This is a genomic window from Streptomyces sp. ICC1 (assembly GCF_003287935.1).
Taxonomy (GTDB): Bacteria; Actinomycetota; Actinomycetes; order Streptomycetales; family Streptomycetaceae; genus Streptomyces; species Streptomyces tritrimontium.
In genome coordinates this window covers 401,011-416,665 of record NZ_CP030287.1, presented here as the reverse complement: position 1 = coordinate 416,665, position 15,655 = coordinate 401,011, and the positions used below count along the sequence as shown (strand labels likewise).

The 15,655-nt window shown below is 69.4% G+C and carries 9 protein-coding genes and 2 pseudogenes; 7 read left to right on the top strand and 4 right to left on the bottom strand.

Features of this window, described 5'->3' with window-relative positions; all coding sequences use genetic code 11:
• From kdpA to DRB96_RS01940, 5 genes are all read left to right on the top strand, one after another.
• Complete coding sequence (gene kdpA / locus DRB96_RS01960; protein WP_112446477.1) at positions 1-1,665, top strand: potassium-transporting ATPase subunit KdpA; 1,665 nt, start codon at positions 1-3, stop codon at positions 1,663-1,665.
• Positions 1,662-3,761: a potassium-transporting ATPase subunit KdpB gene (kdpB, locus tag DRB96_RS01955; RefSeq protein WP_112446476.1), complete on the top strand. Its 2,100-nt coding sequence runs from the start codon at positions 1,662-1,664 to the stop codon at positions 3,759-3,761. Before kdpA ends, kdpB begins: the two co-directional genes overlap by 4 nt.
• A gap of 6 nt (positions 3,762-3,767) precedes the next feature.
• Positions 3,768-4,484, top strand: coding sequence for a potassium-transporting ATPase subunit C (locus tag DRB96_RS01950; RefSeq protein ID WP_112446475.1), 717 nt, complete (start codon positions 3,768-3,770; stop codon positions 4,482-4,484).
• Positions 4,485-4,583: 99 nt separating this feature from the next.
• On the top strand, positions 4,584-5,267 hold the full coding sequence (locus tag DRB96_RS01945) for a response regulator (RefSeq protein WP_112446474.1): 684 nt from the start codon (positions 4,584-4,586) through the stop codon (positions 5,265-5,267).
• A 7-nt stretch (positions 5,268-5,274) separates the two neighbouring features.
• Entirely contained in the window at positions 5,275-7,818 is a 2,544-nt protein-coding gene (locus DRB96_RS01940; protein WP_112446473.1) for a sensor histidine kinase KdpD, read from the top strand.
• Between the two features lie 58 nt (positions 7,819-7,876).
• Here the strand turns inward: DRB96_RS01940 and DRB96_RS01935 are convergent, their stop codons facing one another.
• Positions 7,877-9,067: a cytochrome P450 gene (locus DRB96_RS01935; RefSeq protein WP_112446472.1), complete on the bottom strand. Its 1,191-nt coding sequence runs from the start codon at positions 9,065-9,067 to the stop codon at positions 7,877-7,879.
• 183 nt (positions 9,068-9,250) lie between these two features.
• Between DRB96_RS01935 and DRB96_RS01930 the strand changes: the two genes are divergently transcribed.
• Positions 9,251-9,937, top strand: coding sequence for a helix-turn-helix domain-containing protein (locus DRB96_RS01930; RefSeq protein WP_112446471.1), 687 nt, complete (start codon positions 9,251-9,253; stop codon positions 9,935-9,937).
• A gap of 82 nt (positions 9,938-10,019) precedes the next feature.
• On the opposite strand, the gene DRB96_RS01925 is transcribed toward DRB96_RS01930, so the two are convergent.
• Positions 10,020-12,497: an ATP-binding protein gene (locus DRB96_RS01925; protein WP_112453148.1), complete on the bottom strand. Its 2,478-nt coding sequence runs from the start codon at positions 12,495-12,497 to the stop codon at positions 10,020-10,022.
• A gap of 209 nt (positions 12,498-12,706) precedes the next feature.
• Here DRB96_RS01925 and DRB96_RS44170 point away from each other — a divergent pair.
• Positions 12,707-12,865 (top strand): annotated as a pseudogene (locus DRB96_RS44170) (Na+/H+ antiporter); the annotation flags it as partial.
• Positions 12,866-12,992: 127 nt separating this feature from the next.
• Here the strand turns inward: DRB96_RS44170 and DRB96_RS01915 are convergent.
• Both DRB96_RS01915 and DRB96_RS01900 read right to left on the bottom strand, forming a co-directional pair.
• Positions 12,993-14,075: pseudogene (locus DRB96_RS01915) on the bottom strand (AMP-binding protein); the annotation flags it as partial.
• A 1,179-nt stretch (positions 14,076-15,254) separates the two neighbouring features.
• Positions 15,255-15,650 (bottom strand): DUF302 domain-containing protein, encoded by a 396-nt coding sequence (locus DRB96_RS01900; RefSeq protein ID WP_112446470.1) that lies wholly within the window; start codon positions 15,648-15,650, stop codon positions 15,255-15,257.
• Positions 15,651-15,655: the final 5 nt, after the last annotated feature.

Here is a 15,655-nt window from a genome sequence, read left to right as displayed (position 1 = left end):
ATGAGCCCCGTTACCGCTGGTGTGCTCCAGCTGCTCGCGCTGATCGCCGCGCTGGCTCTGGCGTACCGCCCCCTCGGCGACTACATGGCCCGGGTCTACTCCTCCGAGAAGCACTACAAGCCGGAGAAGTGGATCTACAAGGCCATCGGCGCCAACCCGTCGGCCGAAATGCGCTGGCCCGCCTACCTGCGCGGCGTCCTCGCCTTCTCCGCCGTGAGCGTCCTCTTCCTCTACCTGCTGCAGCGCGCGCAGGGTGTGCTGCCCGGCTCGCTCGGCTTCGTGGCGATCGACCCGGACCAGGCCTTCAACACCGCCGCGTCCTTCGTGGCGAACACCAACTGGCAGTCTTACTACGGCGAGCAGGCCATGGGCCACGTCGTCCAGACCGGCGGCCTCGCGGTCCAGAACTTCGTCTCCGCCGCCGTCGGCATGGCCGTCGCGGTCGCCCTCGTACGGGGCTTCGCGCGCTCCCGGACAGGCGAGCTCGGCAACTTCTGGTCGGACCTGGTGCGCGGCACGGTCCGGATCCTGCTGCCGATCTCGGTGATCGGCGCGCTCGTCCTGGTCGCGTGCGGGGTCATGCAGAACTTCGCCGGGATCCGCGAGGTCGGCCAGTTCATGGGTGGCACCCAGCAGTGGAACGGCGGGGCGGTGGCTTCGCAGGAGGTCATCAAGGAGCTGGGTACGAACGGTGGCGGCTACTTCAACGCCAACTCGGCCCACCCCTTCGAGAACCCGACCCCGTTCTCGAACCTCTTCGAGGTCTTCCTGATCCTGGTCATCCCGTTCGCGATGACCCGGACCTTCGGCCGCATGGTCGGAAACCTGCGCCAGGGTTACGCGATCCTCGCGACCATGGGCATCATCTGGGTCGGTTTCACCGCGCTGATGATGTGGACCGAGTTCGCGCACCACGGCCCGGCCTTCGACGTGGCCGGCGGGGCGATGGAGGGCAAGGAGACCCGGTACGGCATCGCGGCCTCCTCGATCTTCTCGGTGGCGACCACGCTGACCTCGACCGGCGCCGTCAACTCCTTCCACTCCTCCTACACCGGGCTCGGCGGCGGGATCCAGCTGCTGGGCATGCAGCTCGGCGAGATCGCGCCCGGCGGCGTCGGCTCCGGCCTCTACGGCATGCTGATCATGGCGATCATCGCCGTGTTCATCGCCGGCCTGATGGTCGGCCGCACTCCCGAGTACCTGGGCAAGAAGATCGGCACCCGCCAGATCAAGTTCGCGGCCTGCTACATCCTGATCACCCCGGCTCTGGTGCTGTGCTTCACCGCCGCGGCCATGGCGCTGCCCACCCCGGGCAACTCGATGACGAACTCCGGGGCGCACGGATTCTCCGAGATCCTCTACGCCTACACCTCGGGCGCCAACAACAACGGCTCGGCCTTCGCCGGCCTCAACGCCGACACCCAGTGGTTCAACAGCACCATCGGCATCGCCATGCTGCTGGGCCGCTTCCTGCCCATGGTGTTCGTCCTCGCGCTGGCCGGCTCGCTGGCCGAGCAGAAGCCCGTCCCCGAGACGGCGGGCACCCTGCGCACCGACAAGCCGCTCTACACGGGCCTGCTCGTCGGAACGATCATCATCATCACCGGACTCACCTACTTCCCGGCCCTGGCGCTGGGTCCGCTCGCCGAAGGGCTCGCATCATGAGCACCGCCACACCTACCAGGGCTCCGCACGACGACCTGCCAACCGGCCACAAGCCGCCTGCCGGCCGTGTGGGCGGGGGGCTGTTCGACCCCAAGCAGCTGCTGAAGTCCTTCCCGGACGCCGTCCGCAAGCTCGACCCGCGCGTCATGATCAAGTCCCCGGTCATGTTCGTCGTCCTGATCGGCTCGGTGGTCACCACCGTGCTGGCGATCAAGGACCCGACCGACTGGTTCGGCTGGGCCATCACTGCCTGGCTGTGGCTGACCACGATCTTCGCCAACCTCGCCGAGGCAGTCGCCGAAGGCCGCGGCAAGGCCCAGGCCGACACGCTGCGCAAGGCCAAGACGGACACGGTCGCCCGCCGGCTGAACGGCTCGGTGGAGGAGCAGGTGCCGGGCACGGAGCTTCGTATCGGCGACCTGGTGGTCTGCGAGGCCGGGGACATCATCCCCGGCGACGGTGACGTCGTCGAAGGCGTCGCGTCCGTCGACGAGTCGGCCATCACCGGAGAGTCCGCCCCGGTCATCCGCGAGTCCGGCGGCGACCGCTCGGCCGTCACCGGCGGCACCAAGGTCCTCTCCGACCGGATCGTCATCAAGATCACGACGAAGCCCGGCGAGACCTTCATCGACCGGATGATCGCCCTGGTCGAAGGCGCGGCCCGGCAGAAGACGCCCAACGAGATCGCACTCAACATCCTGCTGGCCTCGCTGACCATCGTCTTCCTGCTGGCCGTCGTCACCCTCCAGCCCTTCGCGATCTACGCCGGCGCCGAGCAGTCGATGATCGTCCTCACCGCGCTCCTCGTCTGCCTGATCCCCACCACCATCGGCGCCCTGCTCTCCGCCATCGGCATCGCGGGCATGGACCGCCTGGTCCAGCGCAACGTCCTCGCGATGAGCGGCCGTGCGGTGGAAGCCGCGGGCGACGTCTCGACCCTGCTCCTCGACAAGACCGGCACCATCACCCTCGGCAACCGCCAGGCCTCCGAGTTCGTACCGGTCACCGGCACGGACGAGGCCGAACTGGCGGATGCCGCCCAGCTCTCCTCCCTCGCGGACGAGACCCCCGAGGGCCGCTCCATCGTGGTCCTCGCGAAGGAGAAGTACGGACTGCGCGAACGCCACCAGGGCGAGCTCGCGCACGCCGAGTGGATCGCCTTCACCGCCCAGACCCGCATGTCGGGCGTGAACGTGGACGGCAAGAAGACCCGCAAGGGCGCGGCCGGTTCGGTCATCACCTGGGTCAGGGAGCAGGGCGGCCAGGTCTCCGATGACGCCGACCTCCTCGCCAACCGCATCTCCGAAGCCGGCGGCACCCCGCTCCTCGTCGCGGTCGACGATGAGAAGGGCGCCCGCGTCCTCGGCGTCATCCACCTCAAGGACGTCGTCAAGGAAGGCATGCGCGAGCGGTTCGACGAACTGCGCCGCATGGGCATCAAGACGATCATGATCACGGGTGACAACCCGCTGACCGCCAAGGCCATCGCCGAAGAAGCGGGTGTGGACGACTTCCTGGCGGAAGCGACGCCCGAGGACAAGATGGCCCTCATCAAGCGGGAGCAGGCCGGCGGAAAGCTCGTCGCCATGACCGGCGACGGCACGAACGACGCCCCCGCACTGGCCCAGGCCGACGTGGGCGTCGCCATGAACACCGGCACCTCGGCCGCCAAGGAGGCCGGGAACATGGTGGACCTGGACTCCAACCCCACCAAGCTCATCGAGATCGTGGAGATCGGCAAGCAGCTGCTGATCACCCGCGGCGCCCTGACCACCTTCTCCATCGCCAACGACGTCGCCAAGTACTTCGCGATCATCCCGGCCATGTTCGCCGTGGTCTACCCGGGCCTCGACAAGCTCAACATCATGGGCCTGACCTCGCCGGAATCAGCGATCCTCTCCGCGGTCATCTTCAACGCGCTGATCATCATCGCCCTCGTACCGCTCGCCCTCAAGGGCGTCCGGTACCGCCCCACCAGCGCCGACAAGATGCTCCGCCGAAACCTGGGGCTGTACGGCGTGGGCGGTCTGATCGCCCCGTTCATCGGCATCAAGGTCATCGACATGCTCATCTCCCTCTTCCCCGGAATCGGCTGATCCGTCATGAACAACTCTGTAGGCACCACAGCGCGCCTGATCGGTGCGGGCCTCCGAGCCCTTCTCGTTCTGACCGTGATCTGCGGGGTCATCTACCCGCTCGCCGTCACGGGCATCGCCCAGGTCCTGTTCAACGACAAGGCCAACGGCTCCGAGATCAAGGACAAGAGCGGCCAGGTCGTCGGCTCCTCCCTCATCGGGCAGAGCTACAACCTCCCGAAGCAGAACCCCGATGACGCGGAGGAGGCGGTCAAGCCGGACCTGAAGTGGTTCCAGCCGCGCCCCTCCAACGGACTGGGCAGCAACAGCGTCAACACGCAGTACTCGCTGATCCTCTCCGGCGCCACCAACCGCTCCGCCGACAACGGCGCGATCAACGGCAAGTGCACCGACCAGGCGGAGGAGGGCACCCTCTGCGCCCAGGTCATCGCCGCCAAGGACGCCGTCATCGCCGACAACTCCACCGCCGGCCACCAGGTCAAGCCCGAGGACGTCCCGGCCGACGCCGTCACCTCCTCCGGCTCCGGCCTCGACCCCGACATCTCCCCCGAGTACGCCAAGCTCCAGATCCACCGGGTCGCCGAGCAGAACAAGCTCGACGTCAAGCAGGTCGAAGAGCTCGTCGCCGACCACACCACCGGCCGCACCCTCGGCTTCATGGGCGAACCCCGCGTCAACGTCCTCGAACTCAACACCGCGCTCAAGGCACTGGCCAAGGGCTGACGTTCTCCACGACCAAGGCTCTGGAGCCGGCGGGACGCGGCGCTTGCGCGTCCCGCCGGCTCCGACCCGTATCCACCGAAAGAGGAAGGCCCCACACCGATGATCAAGGTGCTGGTGGTGGAAGACGATGCCCAGCTCGTCCGTGCGCTCAGGATCAACCTGGAGGCGCGGAAGTTCGGGGTGGAGACGGCTTCCGAGGGAAACACCGCTCTGAGACTGGCAGCCGCGCGCAAGCCGGACGTCATCCTGCTGGACCTCGGTCTGCCGGACATGGACGGCATCGACGTGATCAAGGAGGTACGGATGACCAGCGGAGTGCCGATCCTCGTCCTCTCCGCCCGTCACACCTCCGAGGAGAAGATCCGCGCCTTGGACGCGGGCGCCGACGACTACGTCACCAAGCCGTTCAGCATGGACGAACTGCTCGCCCGGCTGCGGGCCGCCGTCCGCCGTCAGGAGATCCCGGCACCGTCCAACGAGGTTGCCGTGATCACGACTGACGATTTCACCGTCGACCTGATCGCCAAGAAGGTCAGGCGTAGTGATCGCACGGTGCGGCTCACGCCCACCGAGTGGCACATCCTGGAAATCCTCATCACCAATCCCGGGCGGCTGATCACCCAGACCAAGCTGTTGCTGGACGTCTGGGGGCCGACGTACTCCGGGCACACCAACTACCTGCGGGTCTACATGGCCCAGCTGCGCCGCAAACTGGAAGCGGACCCCTCGCACCCCCGCTATCTGATCACCGAGCCCGGCATGGGCTACCGCTTCGAGGGATGATTCAACAATGGGACGCGGCAAGTTTCGCATCTACCTGGGCTCGGCCCCCGGCGTCGGCAAGACGTACGCGATGCTCTCGGAGGGCCACCGCAGGGTGGAGCGCGGCACCGACGTCGTCGTCGCCTTCGTGGAGCACCACAACCGTCCGCGCACCGAGGTGATGCTGCACGGTCTGGAACAGATCGCACGGCGCGAACTGGAGTACCGGGAATCCTCCTTCACCGAGATGGACGTGGACGCGATCCTCGCGCGGCGCCCCGCCGTCGCGCTCGTCGACGAGCTCGCCCACACCAACATCCCCGGCTCCCGCAACACCAAGCGGTGGCAGGACGTGGAGGAACTCCTCCAAGCCGGCATCGACGTCGTCTCCACCGTCAACATCCAGCACCTGGAATCCCTCGGCGATGTCGTCGAGACGATCACGGGCGTGCGCCAGCGCGAGACCGTCCCGGACGAGGTGGTGCGACGGGCCGACCAGATCGAGCTGGTCGACATGTCCCCGCAGGCCCTGCGCCGCCGCATGGCCCACGGCAACATCTACAAGCCCGACAAGGTCGACGCGGCCCTGTCCAACTACTTCCGCCCCGGGAACCTCACCGCCCTGCGCGAACTCGCGCTGCTCTGGGTCGCCGACCGGGTCGACGAGTACCTCCAGGAATACCGCGGCGAGCACAACATCCGCTCCACCTGGCAGGCCCGCGAACGCATCGTCGTCGGCCTCACCGGCGGCCCGGAAGGCCGTACGCTCATCCGCCGCGCGGCCCGCCTCGCCGAGAAGGGCTCGGGCGGCGAGGTCCTGGCCGTCTACATCGCCCGCAGCGACGGGCTGACCGCCGCCTCCCCCAAGGAACTCGCCGTCCAGCGCACCCTGGTCGAGGACCTCGGCGGCACCTTCCACCACGTCATCGGCGACAACGTCCCCGACGCGCTCCTGGAGTTCGCCCGCGGCTGCAACGCCACCCAGATCGTCCTCGGCGTGAGCCGCAGACGATCCTGGCGATCCGTCTTCAGCCCAGGCGTGAGCGCCACCGTCGCCCGGGAATCGGGGCCCGACCTCGACGTGCACATCGTCACCCACGACGAAGCCGCCAAGGGCCGCGGACTGCCCGTCGCGCGCGGCGCGCGGCTCGGCAGGCTCCGAGTCGTCTGGGGGTGGCTGACCGGTGTCGCCGGCCCCGCGCTGCTCACCGTCTTTCTGAGCCAGGTCGTTCCCGAGCTCGGGCTCGCCAACGACATGCTGCTCTTCCTCACCTTCACGGTGGCGGCGGCGCTCCTCGGCGGGCTGCTGCCCGCGCTCGCCTCGGCGGCCTTCGGCTCCCTGCTGCTCAACTACTACTTCACCCCGCCACTGCACGAGTTCACCATCTCCGACCCCAAGAACATCGTCGCCATCGCGATCTTCGTCGGCGTGGCCGTGTCCGTGGCGTCCGTCGTCGACCTGGCCGCCCGCCGCACCCAACAGGCCGCCCGGCTCCGCGCCGAGTCCGAGATCCTCTCCTTCCTCGCCGGCAGCATCCTGCGCGGCGAAACCGCCCTCGACGCACTGCTGGAACGGGTCCGCGAGACCTTCGCCATGGAATCCGTGGCACTGCTGGAACGCGGTACGGACGTCGAACCGTGGGCCTGCGCGGGCAGCACCGGGCGCAATCCCGTCGCCCGCCCCGAGGACGCCGACGTCGACATGCCCATCGGCGAGAACATGTCCCTCGCCCTCACAGGCCGGGTCCTGCCCGCCGAGGACCGCCGGGTCCTCGGCGCCTTCGCCGCCCAGGCAGCCGTCGTACTCGACCGCCAGCGCCTGGTCGACGAGGCCGAGGAAGCCCGCCGCCTGATCGAGGGCAATCAGATCCGCACCGCGCTCCTCGCCGCCGTCAGCCACGATCTGCGCACCCCGCTCGCCGGCATCAAGGTGGCCGTCACCTCCCTGCGCGCCGACGACGTGGAATGGTCCGAGGAGGACCGGGCCGATCTCCTGGAGGGCATCGAGGACGGCGCCGACCGCCTCGACCACCTGATCGGCAACCTCCTGGACATGTCCCGCCTCCAGACGGGCACCGTCGTCCCGCTCATCCGCGAGACCGACCTCGACGAGGTCGTCCCGATGGCACTGGCCGGAGTCCCCGACGACAGCGTGGCCCTGGACATCCCCGAGACCCTGCCCATGGTCGCCGTCGACCGCGGCCTCCTGGAACGGGCCGTCGCGAACATCGTCGAGAACGCCGTCAAGTACAACCCCGCCGGCGAGACCGTCCTTGTGTCCGCCAGCACCCTCGGCGCACGCATCGAGCTCCGCGTCGTGGACCGCGGACCCGGCGTCCCCGACGAGGCGAAGAACCGGATATTCGAACCCTTCCAGCGGTACGGAGACACCCCTGCGGGCGCCGGGGTCGGGCTCGGTCTGGCGGTCGCCCGGGGCTTCCTCGAAGCCATGGACGGCACCCTCACCGCCGAGGACACCCCCGGTGGCGGACTCACCATGGTGATCACCCTGCCCCTCAAGGACGGGGCCCCGCAGACGCCCCCCGACCTCCCGGCCGAAGCCACGACCTGAGCTGCCCGTCCCGGCCGCAAGCGCCGACGCGCTGAGGATCTCCTCAGCGCGTCGGCGGTCACACGTCCCAGGTGACCGGGAGGCTCTTCACCCCGTAGATGTCCGCGGTCTCCGGACGCAGCGCAACCTCTTCGGCCGGTACGGCCAGGCACAGCGTGGGGAAGCGGGCCAGCAGCGCGGAGAACGCGACGCGCATCTCGACACGGGCCAGCTGCGCACCCAGGCACAGGTGGATGCCGTGCCCGAAGGCCAGGTGGCCGCCGGAGTCCCTGCGGAGGTCGAGCTCGTGGGGATCCGCGTAGCGTTCGGGGTCGCGGTTGGCGGTGTTGTACGACAGGACCACCGTCGTGCCGGCCTCGATGGTCTGGCCGCCCACCTCGACGTCCTCCACTGCCGTCCTCATGAACGACTTGGCGACGCTCAGATACCGCAGGAGCTCCTCCACGGCCTGGTCCACGAGCGTGGGATCGGCGCGCAGGGCCGCCAGTTGCTCCGGGTTCTGCAGCAGCGCGAAGGCCCCGAGGGCCAGCATGTTCGCGGTGGTGTCGAATCCGGCCGCCAGCAGGATCAGGCTGATCCCCTGCAGCTCCTCATCGGTCAGGTCGCTGTCGGTGAGTTCACTGAGCACGTCGTCGGTGAGGTTCGCGCGCTTGGCGGCCACCAGCTTCGCGAGGTAGTCCTGGGTCGCGGTGTAGGCCGCCAGCAGCTCTTCGTCGCCCGTCTCCCCGTTCATGAACTTGTCGATCTGTTCCTGGAAGGAGGCCCGGTCCTCGTACGGCACCCCCAGCAGCTCACAGATGATGATGGTGGGGATGGGCTTGGCGAACGCGGTCACCAAGTCCGCCGACGGCCCGGCCTCCTCCATGGCGTCCAGGCAGTCGTTGGTGATCTGCTCGATGCGCTCGGTCAGCAGGCGCATCCGCCGCGCGGTGAACTTGCCCACCAGAGGCTTCCGGTAGCGCCCGTGCTGCGGTTCGTCCATGAGGAGGAACTCCCCGGGCGGCGCCGGCGGGATCTCGAAGTCGACCACGTTCAGCAGGTCCTTGCGCGAGCTGAACCGCGGGTCGGCCAAGACCGACCTGACCAGGTCGTATCCGGTGATCATCCAGCCGGGCTTCCCGCCGGGGTGGGTGTAGCGGCTGATCGGACCGTGCCCGCGGGCATCGATCAACTCTGCCGGCGGGTCGAAGGGACAACCGGGCTGACGCTCCGTCGGCAGCGACGTGACAGTGTGGAGGGATTCACCCATGATCATTCCTCAGCTCGCGATAGTGCGCGTTTGACGTTTCTCGAAAGCTACGTCGCATTCAGGGTGACCGCAATCCACTAGATGGCATAACCGCAGCTGGGCGGCGGCAAATTGATGCAATGGCGCTGAGCTCGAATGCAATGCTCCGTTGCACTGACCGGCGGCGAAAGCAATACTGGCAGCATGCCTGGAGGACGGTTGACCCAGCAGGAACGCCAGCGCATTGCGGCCGGACTCGCCGATGGGCTCTCCTATGCCGAGATCGCCAGGCGGCTCGACCGGTCGACCTCGACGATCAGTCGGGAGGTCGCACGCAACGGCAGCCCCGGCGGCTACCGGCCCCAGCAGGCGCACCGCGCGACGGTCCAGCGGGCGCAGCGCGGCACACCGGCACCCCCGTGCACAGCCGGAGCGCCGGCCGGAGCGCCGGGAAGCGCGATGGAAGAGGAGATCATCGAGCTGGCGGTCAGGGCAGGGCTGCCGAGGATGACAGCGCGCGTGCACGTCGACCTGCTGCTGTCCGAGGACGGCAGGCGCACCGCAGCCGAGCTGACCCACAGGCTGAAGGTCAGCCCAGCCTCCGTGTCCGTGTCCGTGAACTTCCTGGTCCAGCAGGGATACGTCCGGCGCGAGCGCGATCCGCAGCGGCGTCGCGACATCTACGTGGTCGACGACGACGCCTGGTACCACTCGATCGTGATCAGCTCGCAGCAGACGCGCTCGTCCGCGCAGGCCGCGATGGCGGCGGCCGAGACGCTCGGGCTGGACACACCCGTGGGGCAGCGGCTGGCCAAGGTGGGGACGTTCCTGGAGCGGGTCGTCGAGGACATGCTGAAGTCGGCCGACCGCTGGCGCGCCCTCCTGGCGTAAGGGGATGCGGGGCGGGTCGGACTTGACGACCCTTTGCCAAACTGGCGAACAGGCGAGCGGGCACGCCAGATGGGGTGTCGCACTAGACGGGAACTGGAAGGGCAGCCGGCAGCGAGAGGGTCATCGTCAGGCCGCCTCCCGGGGTGTCCTCGGGGGTGAGCGTGCCGCCCATCGCCTCGGCGAGGCCTCGGGAGAGCGCGAGGCCGAGCCCGACGCCCGTGGTGTTGTCGGTGTCGCCGAGGCGCTGGAAGGGCACGAAGGCTCGTCCGCGGTCCGCCTCGGGGATTCCGGGCCCGCGGTCGACGACCCGGATCTCGACCCGGTCGTCGAACGAGCTCGCCGTCAGCAGCACATGTCGCCCGGGCGGGGTGTGCCGGGCGGCGTTGCTCAGCAGGTTGGCGACCACGCGCTCCAGAAGCGGTGGATCGGCCAGCACGGCCGGGGCCTGCTCGAGACTCTGGGCATCGACGGCGGGCGCGTCGGTGGGCAGGCCGTCCAGCGCGGCCGGCAGTACCTCCATCAGGTGGGTCGCACGGAGGTCCAGCTTCAGCGCCCCGGCCTGCAGTCGGCTCATGTCCAGGAGGTTCTCGACGAGACGGTTGAGCCGGGCCATCGACTCGTCGGCGGTGGCGAGGAGTTCGTTCCGGTCCTCCTCGCTGAACTCCACGTCGCTGGCCCGCAGGGACTCGATGGCCGCCCAGCCGGCGGCAAGGGGGGTGCGCAGGTCGTGGCTGACCGCCGCGAGGAGGGCGGTACGCATCCGGTCGGCGGCCTTGACGGGTTCGATCTCGGCGGCCGCCTCCGCGAGCCTCGCCTGTTCAACCGCGACGGTCACATGCGCGGCGAAGGCGGCCAGGACGCGCCGGTCGGAGGCGGGCAGCGGACGTCCCCGTAGGACGAGACGCGCATCCCCTCCCACCGGGACCTGAACGACGGAGTCGTCCCCCTCGATCGGGCGATCAACGAGTTCTACCGAATCCATGCCGAAAGTCTCCCTCGTCCGTTCCAGGAGCGCCGGAACGGCCTGGCCTCCCCGCACGATGGAGCCGGCCAGCGAGGAGAGCGTCTCCGCCTCCGCCGTCGCCCGGGCGGCCCGGCGCGACAGCCGCATCGACCGGTCTACGGCCACTGCGACGGTCCCCGCGACCACGGCGAACACCACCAGCGCGAGGATGTTGTTGGGCTCGGCGATGGTGAACTCACCGACCGGCGGGATGAACCAGTAGTTCAGCAGAAGCGACGCGGTCAGGGACGCCACCAGCGCCGACACCACTCCGCCCACGCACGCCACCCCGACCACCGCCACCAGGAACAGCAGCGCCTCACTGGTGAGGTTGAGGCTGCCCCGGGTCTGGTCGAGCAGGAATGTGAGGGCGAACGGAAGCACGAGGCCCAGAACCGGTCCGGCGATCAGCCGGGACGTCGGCAGCGTTCGCCGCCTGGAAGGCAACAGCCTTCCACCGCCCGCCCGTTCGTGAGTGACTATGTGTACGTCGATATCCTCGGAGAGCCCGACGATCGTCTCACCCGTCCCCCGCCCGGTCAGGAAACGCTCGATACGACGGCGCCGGCTCGTGCCGAGGACCAACTGCGTGGCGTTCTCCGCATGGGCGAACTCGGTGAGCACCGTGGGCACATCGTCGCCGACGAGAAAGTGGTAGCTCCCGCCGAGGCTTTCGACGAGCGCACGCTGGCGAACCAACGCGGAAGCCGACGCTCCCGCAGCCAGGCCGTCGCTGCGCGCCATGTGCACGGCGAGAAGGTCTCCGCCCGCCGATCGGGCGGCGATCCTGGCCGCCCGCCGGATGAGCGTGTCACCCTCAGGTCCGCCGGTGATCGCGACGACCACCCGCTCCCGGGCCTCCCACACTCCCCCTATCCCGTGGTCGGCACGGTACTTCTGCAACGCCTCGTCCACCCGCCCCGCGAGCCACAACAGGGCAAGTTCCCGCAGAGCAGTGAGGTTCCCGATCCGAAAGTAGTTGGACAGCGCCGCATCGACCTTCTCCGGCGTGTAGATGTTCCCGTGCGCCATGCGCCGTCGCAGCGCCTCGGGCGGCAGGTCCACCAGCTCGATCTCATCGGCCCGGCGTACCACCGCGTCCGGCACGGTCTCGTGCTGCGGGACCTTGGTGATCTTCTCGACGACGTCGTTGAGGGATTCCAGGTGCTGGATGTTGACGGCGGTCACCACGTCGATCCCGGCCGCGAGCAACGCCTCCACCTCCTGCCACCGCTTGGCAGGGTTGCCACCGGGGACGACGGAGTGGGCCAGCTCGTCGACGAGCGCCACCCCGGGCCGCCGCTCCAGCACCGCTCGCAGGTCCATCTCCTCGAACCGGCCGCCCCGATAGGCACGTTCCGCACGCGGAACCATCTCCAGCCCGGCCAGCTTCGCCTCGGTCAGGCGGCGTCCGTGGCACTCGACGAAGGCGACGACCACATCCGTCCCACGGTCCGCCCGGCGCCGACCCTCGTCCAGCATCCGGTACGTCTTGCCCACGCCGGGGGCCGCCCCGAGAAAGACCTTCAGCCTCCCGGGCCTGGCAACCGCCTCCACCACGACACGCGCCTCCTCACGCCAAAGAACACGCCCCGATCCGCGCAGAGGGCTTCCCTGGCCGGCAGAGGCACACAAGTGCTGCTGACGATCATCATCAGGTGAAAATCGGCCGGGTCACGGCAGTGCGCGAACACCTTGACGCTGCCCTGACACACTCCATGCGGACATGGTGAAGGCGGTGTGCCGGGAAGTCTGGTCGGCGTGACGTCGTCCTGGCCTCGGCCGCCGTGGTGGGGTACGTCGCCTCCGCCCTGACTCCGCCGTCCTGGCGGATGGCGCTGGTTCTCGGGGCCGTCCTCGCGAGCACCGACCCGGTGGCGGTCACCGCACTCGGGCTGCGCCTCGCACTGCCGCCCAGGGTCCAGGCGTTCGTTGAACACCTCGACCGCGATCTCCACCAAGGAGTCGCGGTTGTGGGCGGGACCCCCGCGCCGCGGGCCGGCCGGGGGTGGCGGCGGCCTGGTCATGCGATCAGGGCGGCAGGACCGGTGGTCACTGATCGCGGGAGTCGACGAGGCGCCGCAGTTTGCCGACCGAGCGTTCGAGGGTTTCCGGGTCGACGATGTCGACGGTGACCGAGACCCCGACGCCGTCCTTGACTGCCTTGGCGAGGATGCCCGCGGCGGCGGCGCGTTCGTCCGGCGTCGCGTCCGGCCGCGCCTCGACGCGAACGGTCAGGTGGTCCATGCGGCCGCGCCGGGTCAGCTCCAGCTGGAAGTGCGGCGACAGCGCGGGGATGCGCAGGACGATCTCCTCGATCTGGGTGGGGAAGACGTTGACTCCGCGCAGGATGATCATGTCGTCGCAGCGGCCGGCGACCTTCTCCATTCGCCGGAAGGCGGGCCTGGCCGTGCCGGGCAGCAGGCGGGTGAGGTCCCGGGTGCGGTAGCGGATGATGGGCATGGCTTCCTTGGTCAGCGAAGTGAAGGCCAGTTCTCCGCTTTCGCCGTCGGGCAGGACCTCGTCCGAGAGCGGGTCCAGCACCTCGGGGTAGAAGTGGTCTTCCCAGATGTGCAGTCCGTCCTTGGTCTCGACGCATTCGTCGGCGACGCCGGGGCCGATGCCTTCGGACAGGCCGTAGATGTCGACGGCGTGGATGTCGAAGCGCTCCTCGATCTCGGAGCGCATCTGCTCGGTCCAGGGTTCCGCGCCGAAGATGCCGATCCGAAGTGAGGTGGTGCGGGGGTCCACGCCCTGGCGTTCGAACTCGTCGAGGAGCGCGAGCATGTAGGAGGGGGTGACCATGATGATGCTGGGCTTGAAGTCCTGGATGATCTGGACCTGTCGGGCCGTCATGCCGCCGGAGGCCGGAACGACCGTGCAGCCGGCTCGTTCGGCTCCGTAGTGGGCACCGAGTCCGCCGGTGAACAGGCCGTACCCGAAGGCGTTGTGCAACACGTCGCCGGGCCGGCCGCCTGCGGCGCGGATGCAGCGGGCCACGACGTCGGCCCACATCGAAAGGTCCTGCTCGGTGTAGCCGACCACGGTGGGGCGGCCGGTGGTGCCGCTGGAGGCGTGGATGCGGCGGACATCGGAGGTCGGCACGGCGAACATGCCGAACGGGTAGCTGTCGCGCGGGCAGCAGCCAGCCCAGCCAGGTGGCGAACTGGTCGCGCAGCGGGATGGAGACGGCGCCCGGGATGTGGCCTTGGGCGAAGTCCGCCACGCGTCGTACGTCGACGAGGTGAGCGCCCTCGCCGAGGAGAGCGCGGACCTGGGCAGGCGACAGCGCGGCGAGCGCGGGGGCGGTGGTGAGGACCGCGGGCCCGCGCCGGTTCGCTTCGCCGAGCCGGTCGAAGTAGGCGGGGTAGGAGCCGAGGCTTCCCAGCAGCTGCGCGACGAAGGCGTCCTCGTCCGGCGCGGCGAGCAGCGGGTTGGCCCGTCGCTGGGCGCCGATGGTGGTGGTGCGTTCGGCGCCGGGCGGGGCGGAGCAGAAGGAGCCCGCGCCGTGCGTCGGCCAGACGTCGGTGGTGTCGGGCAGCTCGGCCAGCCACCTGAGCGAGTGGTACTGGGCGCGGGCCAGCTCCTCGGCCCGGTCGGCGCCGAGTAGGTCGGTACGGGCGGCCGAGCCGACGATGAGCGAGCCGCCGGTGAACACTGCCAGCTCACGGGTGCCGTCCAGGAGCAGGAAGGAGAGGTGTTCGTCGGTGTGGCCCGGGGTGGCCAGTGCGCGCAGGATCAGGCCGCCGAGATCCGTCTCGTCGCACGACCGGGGCCGCAAGGCCGTCCGGCTGACCGACGGGATGCTGGAATGGCGCCTGGCCGACCTGCCCGTGGACAGCGGGGCCGCCCCGCAATCCCGGCCCACCCCGCCTTCACCGAAGGCCCGCTATATCTGGAATGCAACACCACGACCCGGACGATCCAAGGATCGCCGAGGCCGTGGAACCGTGCCTGGCACGGCGGTTCGACACCTCCCGGCCACCGCACCTGCGGCGCCGAACCTCAACGGGCCCTCACCCGGGCGATGCAGCCAGATCGCCTCCCGCATCGGCGCACGGGCGGGCCGTCGAGGTCGTCTTCACCGTATCCGGCTCCGCTGCCCGACACCGCGTTGCAGCAGTCCTGGCCACCATGGCCGAGCGCCCGCCTGCCGACGCACTCACCGAACGCGCCGCCCTCGTCTCAGTCATGGCCGGTCAGCGCCGAACAGCAGATGACCGCCCGTCGGGGACCGCGCGGGCGGCTTTCGGCACGGACGCCGCCCACACCGACGCCCACTCCAACGGGCGGGGAGCGGCTGGAGCGAAGAGCTCAGCCGCCGTCGCGCAGAGCGGCCAGGGCGGCATCCAGGCGGCGACCGGCCTCTTCGGCGACCGGCTGGAGGGCGGGCAGGCCCGTGAGGGTGACCATCGTGGCCGGGTCGAGCGCCTGGACCACGGTCTCGCCCCCGTCGGTGCGGACGACGACGTTGCACGGCAGGAGCAGTCCGATGGTGCGGTCGACGTCCAGGGCTTGGTGGGCGAGCGGCGGGTTGCAGGCTCCGAGGATGAGGTAGTCCTCCATGTCGTGGCCGAGTTTGGCCTTCAGGGTGGCGGTGACGTCGATCTCGGTGAGGATCCCGAAGCCCTGCGCAGCCAAGGCCTCGCGGACGGCGGACACGGTGGTGGCGAAGTCACCGGTGAGGCGGACGGTGCGGTCGTAGCGCATTGGTT

Coding starts and splice junctions, on each gene's coding strand:
- kdpA (WP_112446477.1), top strand. CDS start 1: ATGAGCCCCGTTACCGCTGGTGTGCTCCAGCTGCTCGCGCTGATCGCC.
- kdpB (WP_112446476.1), top strand. CDS start 1,662: ATGAGCACCGCCACACCTACCAGGGCTCCGCACGACGACCTGCCAACC.
- DRB96_RS01950 (WP_112446475.1), top strand. CDS start 3,768: ATGAACAACTCTGTAGGCACCACAGCGCGCCTGATCGGTGCGGGCCTC.
- DRB96_RS01945 (WP_112446474.1), top strand. CDS start 4,584: ATGATCAAGGTGCTGGTGGTGGAAGACGATGCCCAGCTCGTCCGTGCG.
- DRB96_RS01940 (WP_112446473.1), top strand. CDS start 5,275: ATGGGACGCGGCAAGTTTCGCATCTACCTGGGCTCGGCCCCCGGCGTC.
- DRB96_RS01935 (WP_112446472.1), bottom strand. CDS start 9,067: ATGGGTGAATCCCTCCACACTGTCACGTCGCTGCCGACGGAGCGTCAG.
- DRB96_RS01930 (WP_112446471.1), top strand. CDS start 9,251: ATGCCTGGAGGACGGTTGACCCAGCAGGAACGCCAGCGCATTGCGGCC.
- DRB96_RS01900 (WP_112446470.1), bottom strand. CDS start 15,650: ATGCGCTACGACCGCACCGTCCGCCTCACCGGTGACTTCGCCACCACC.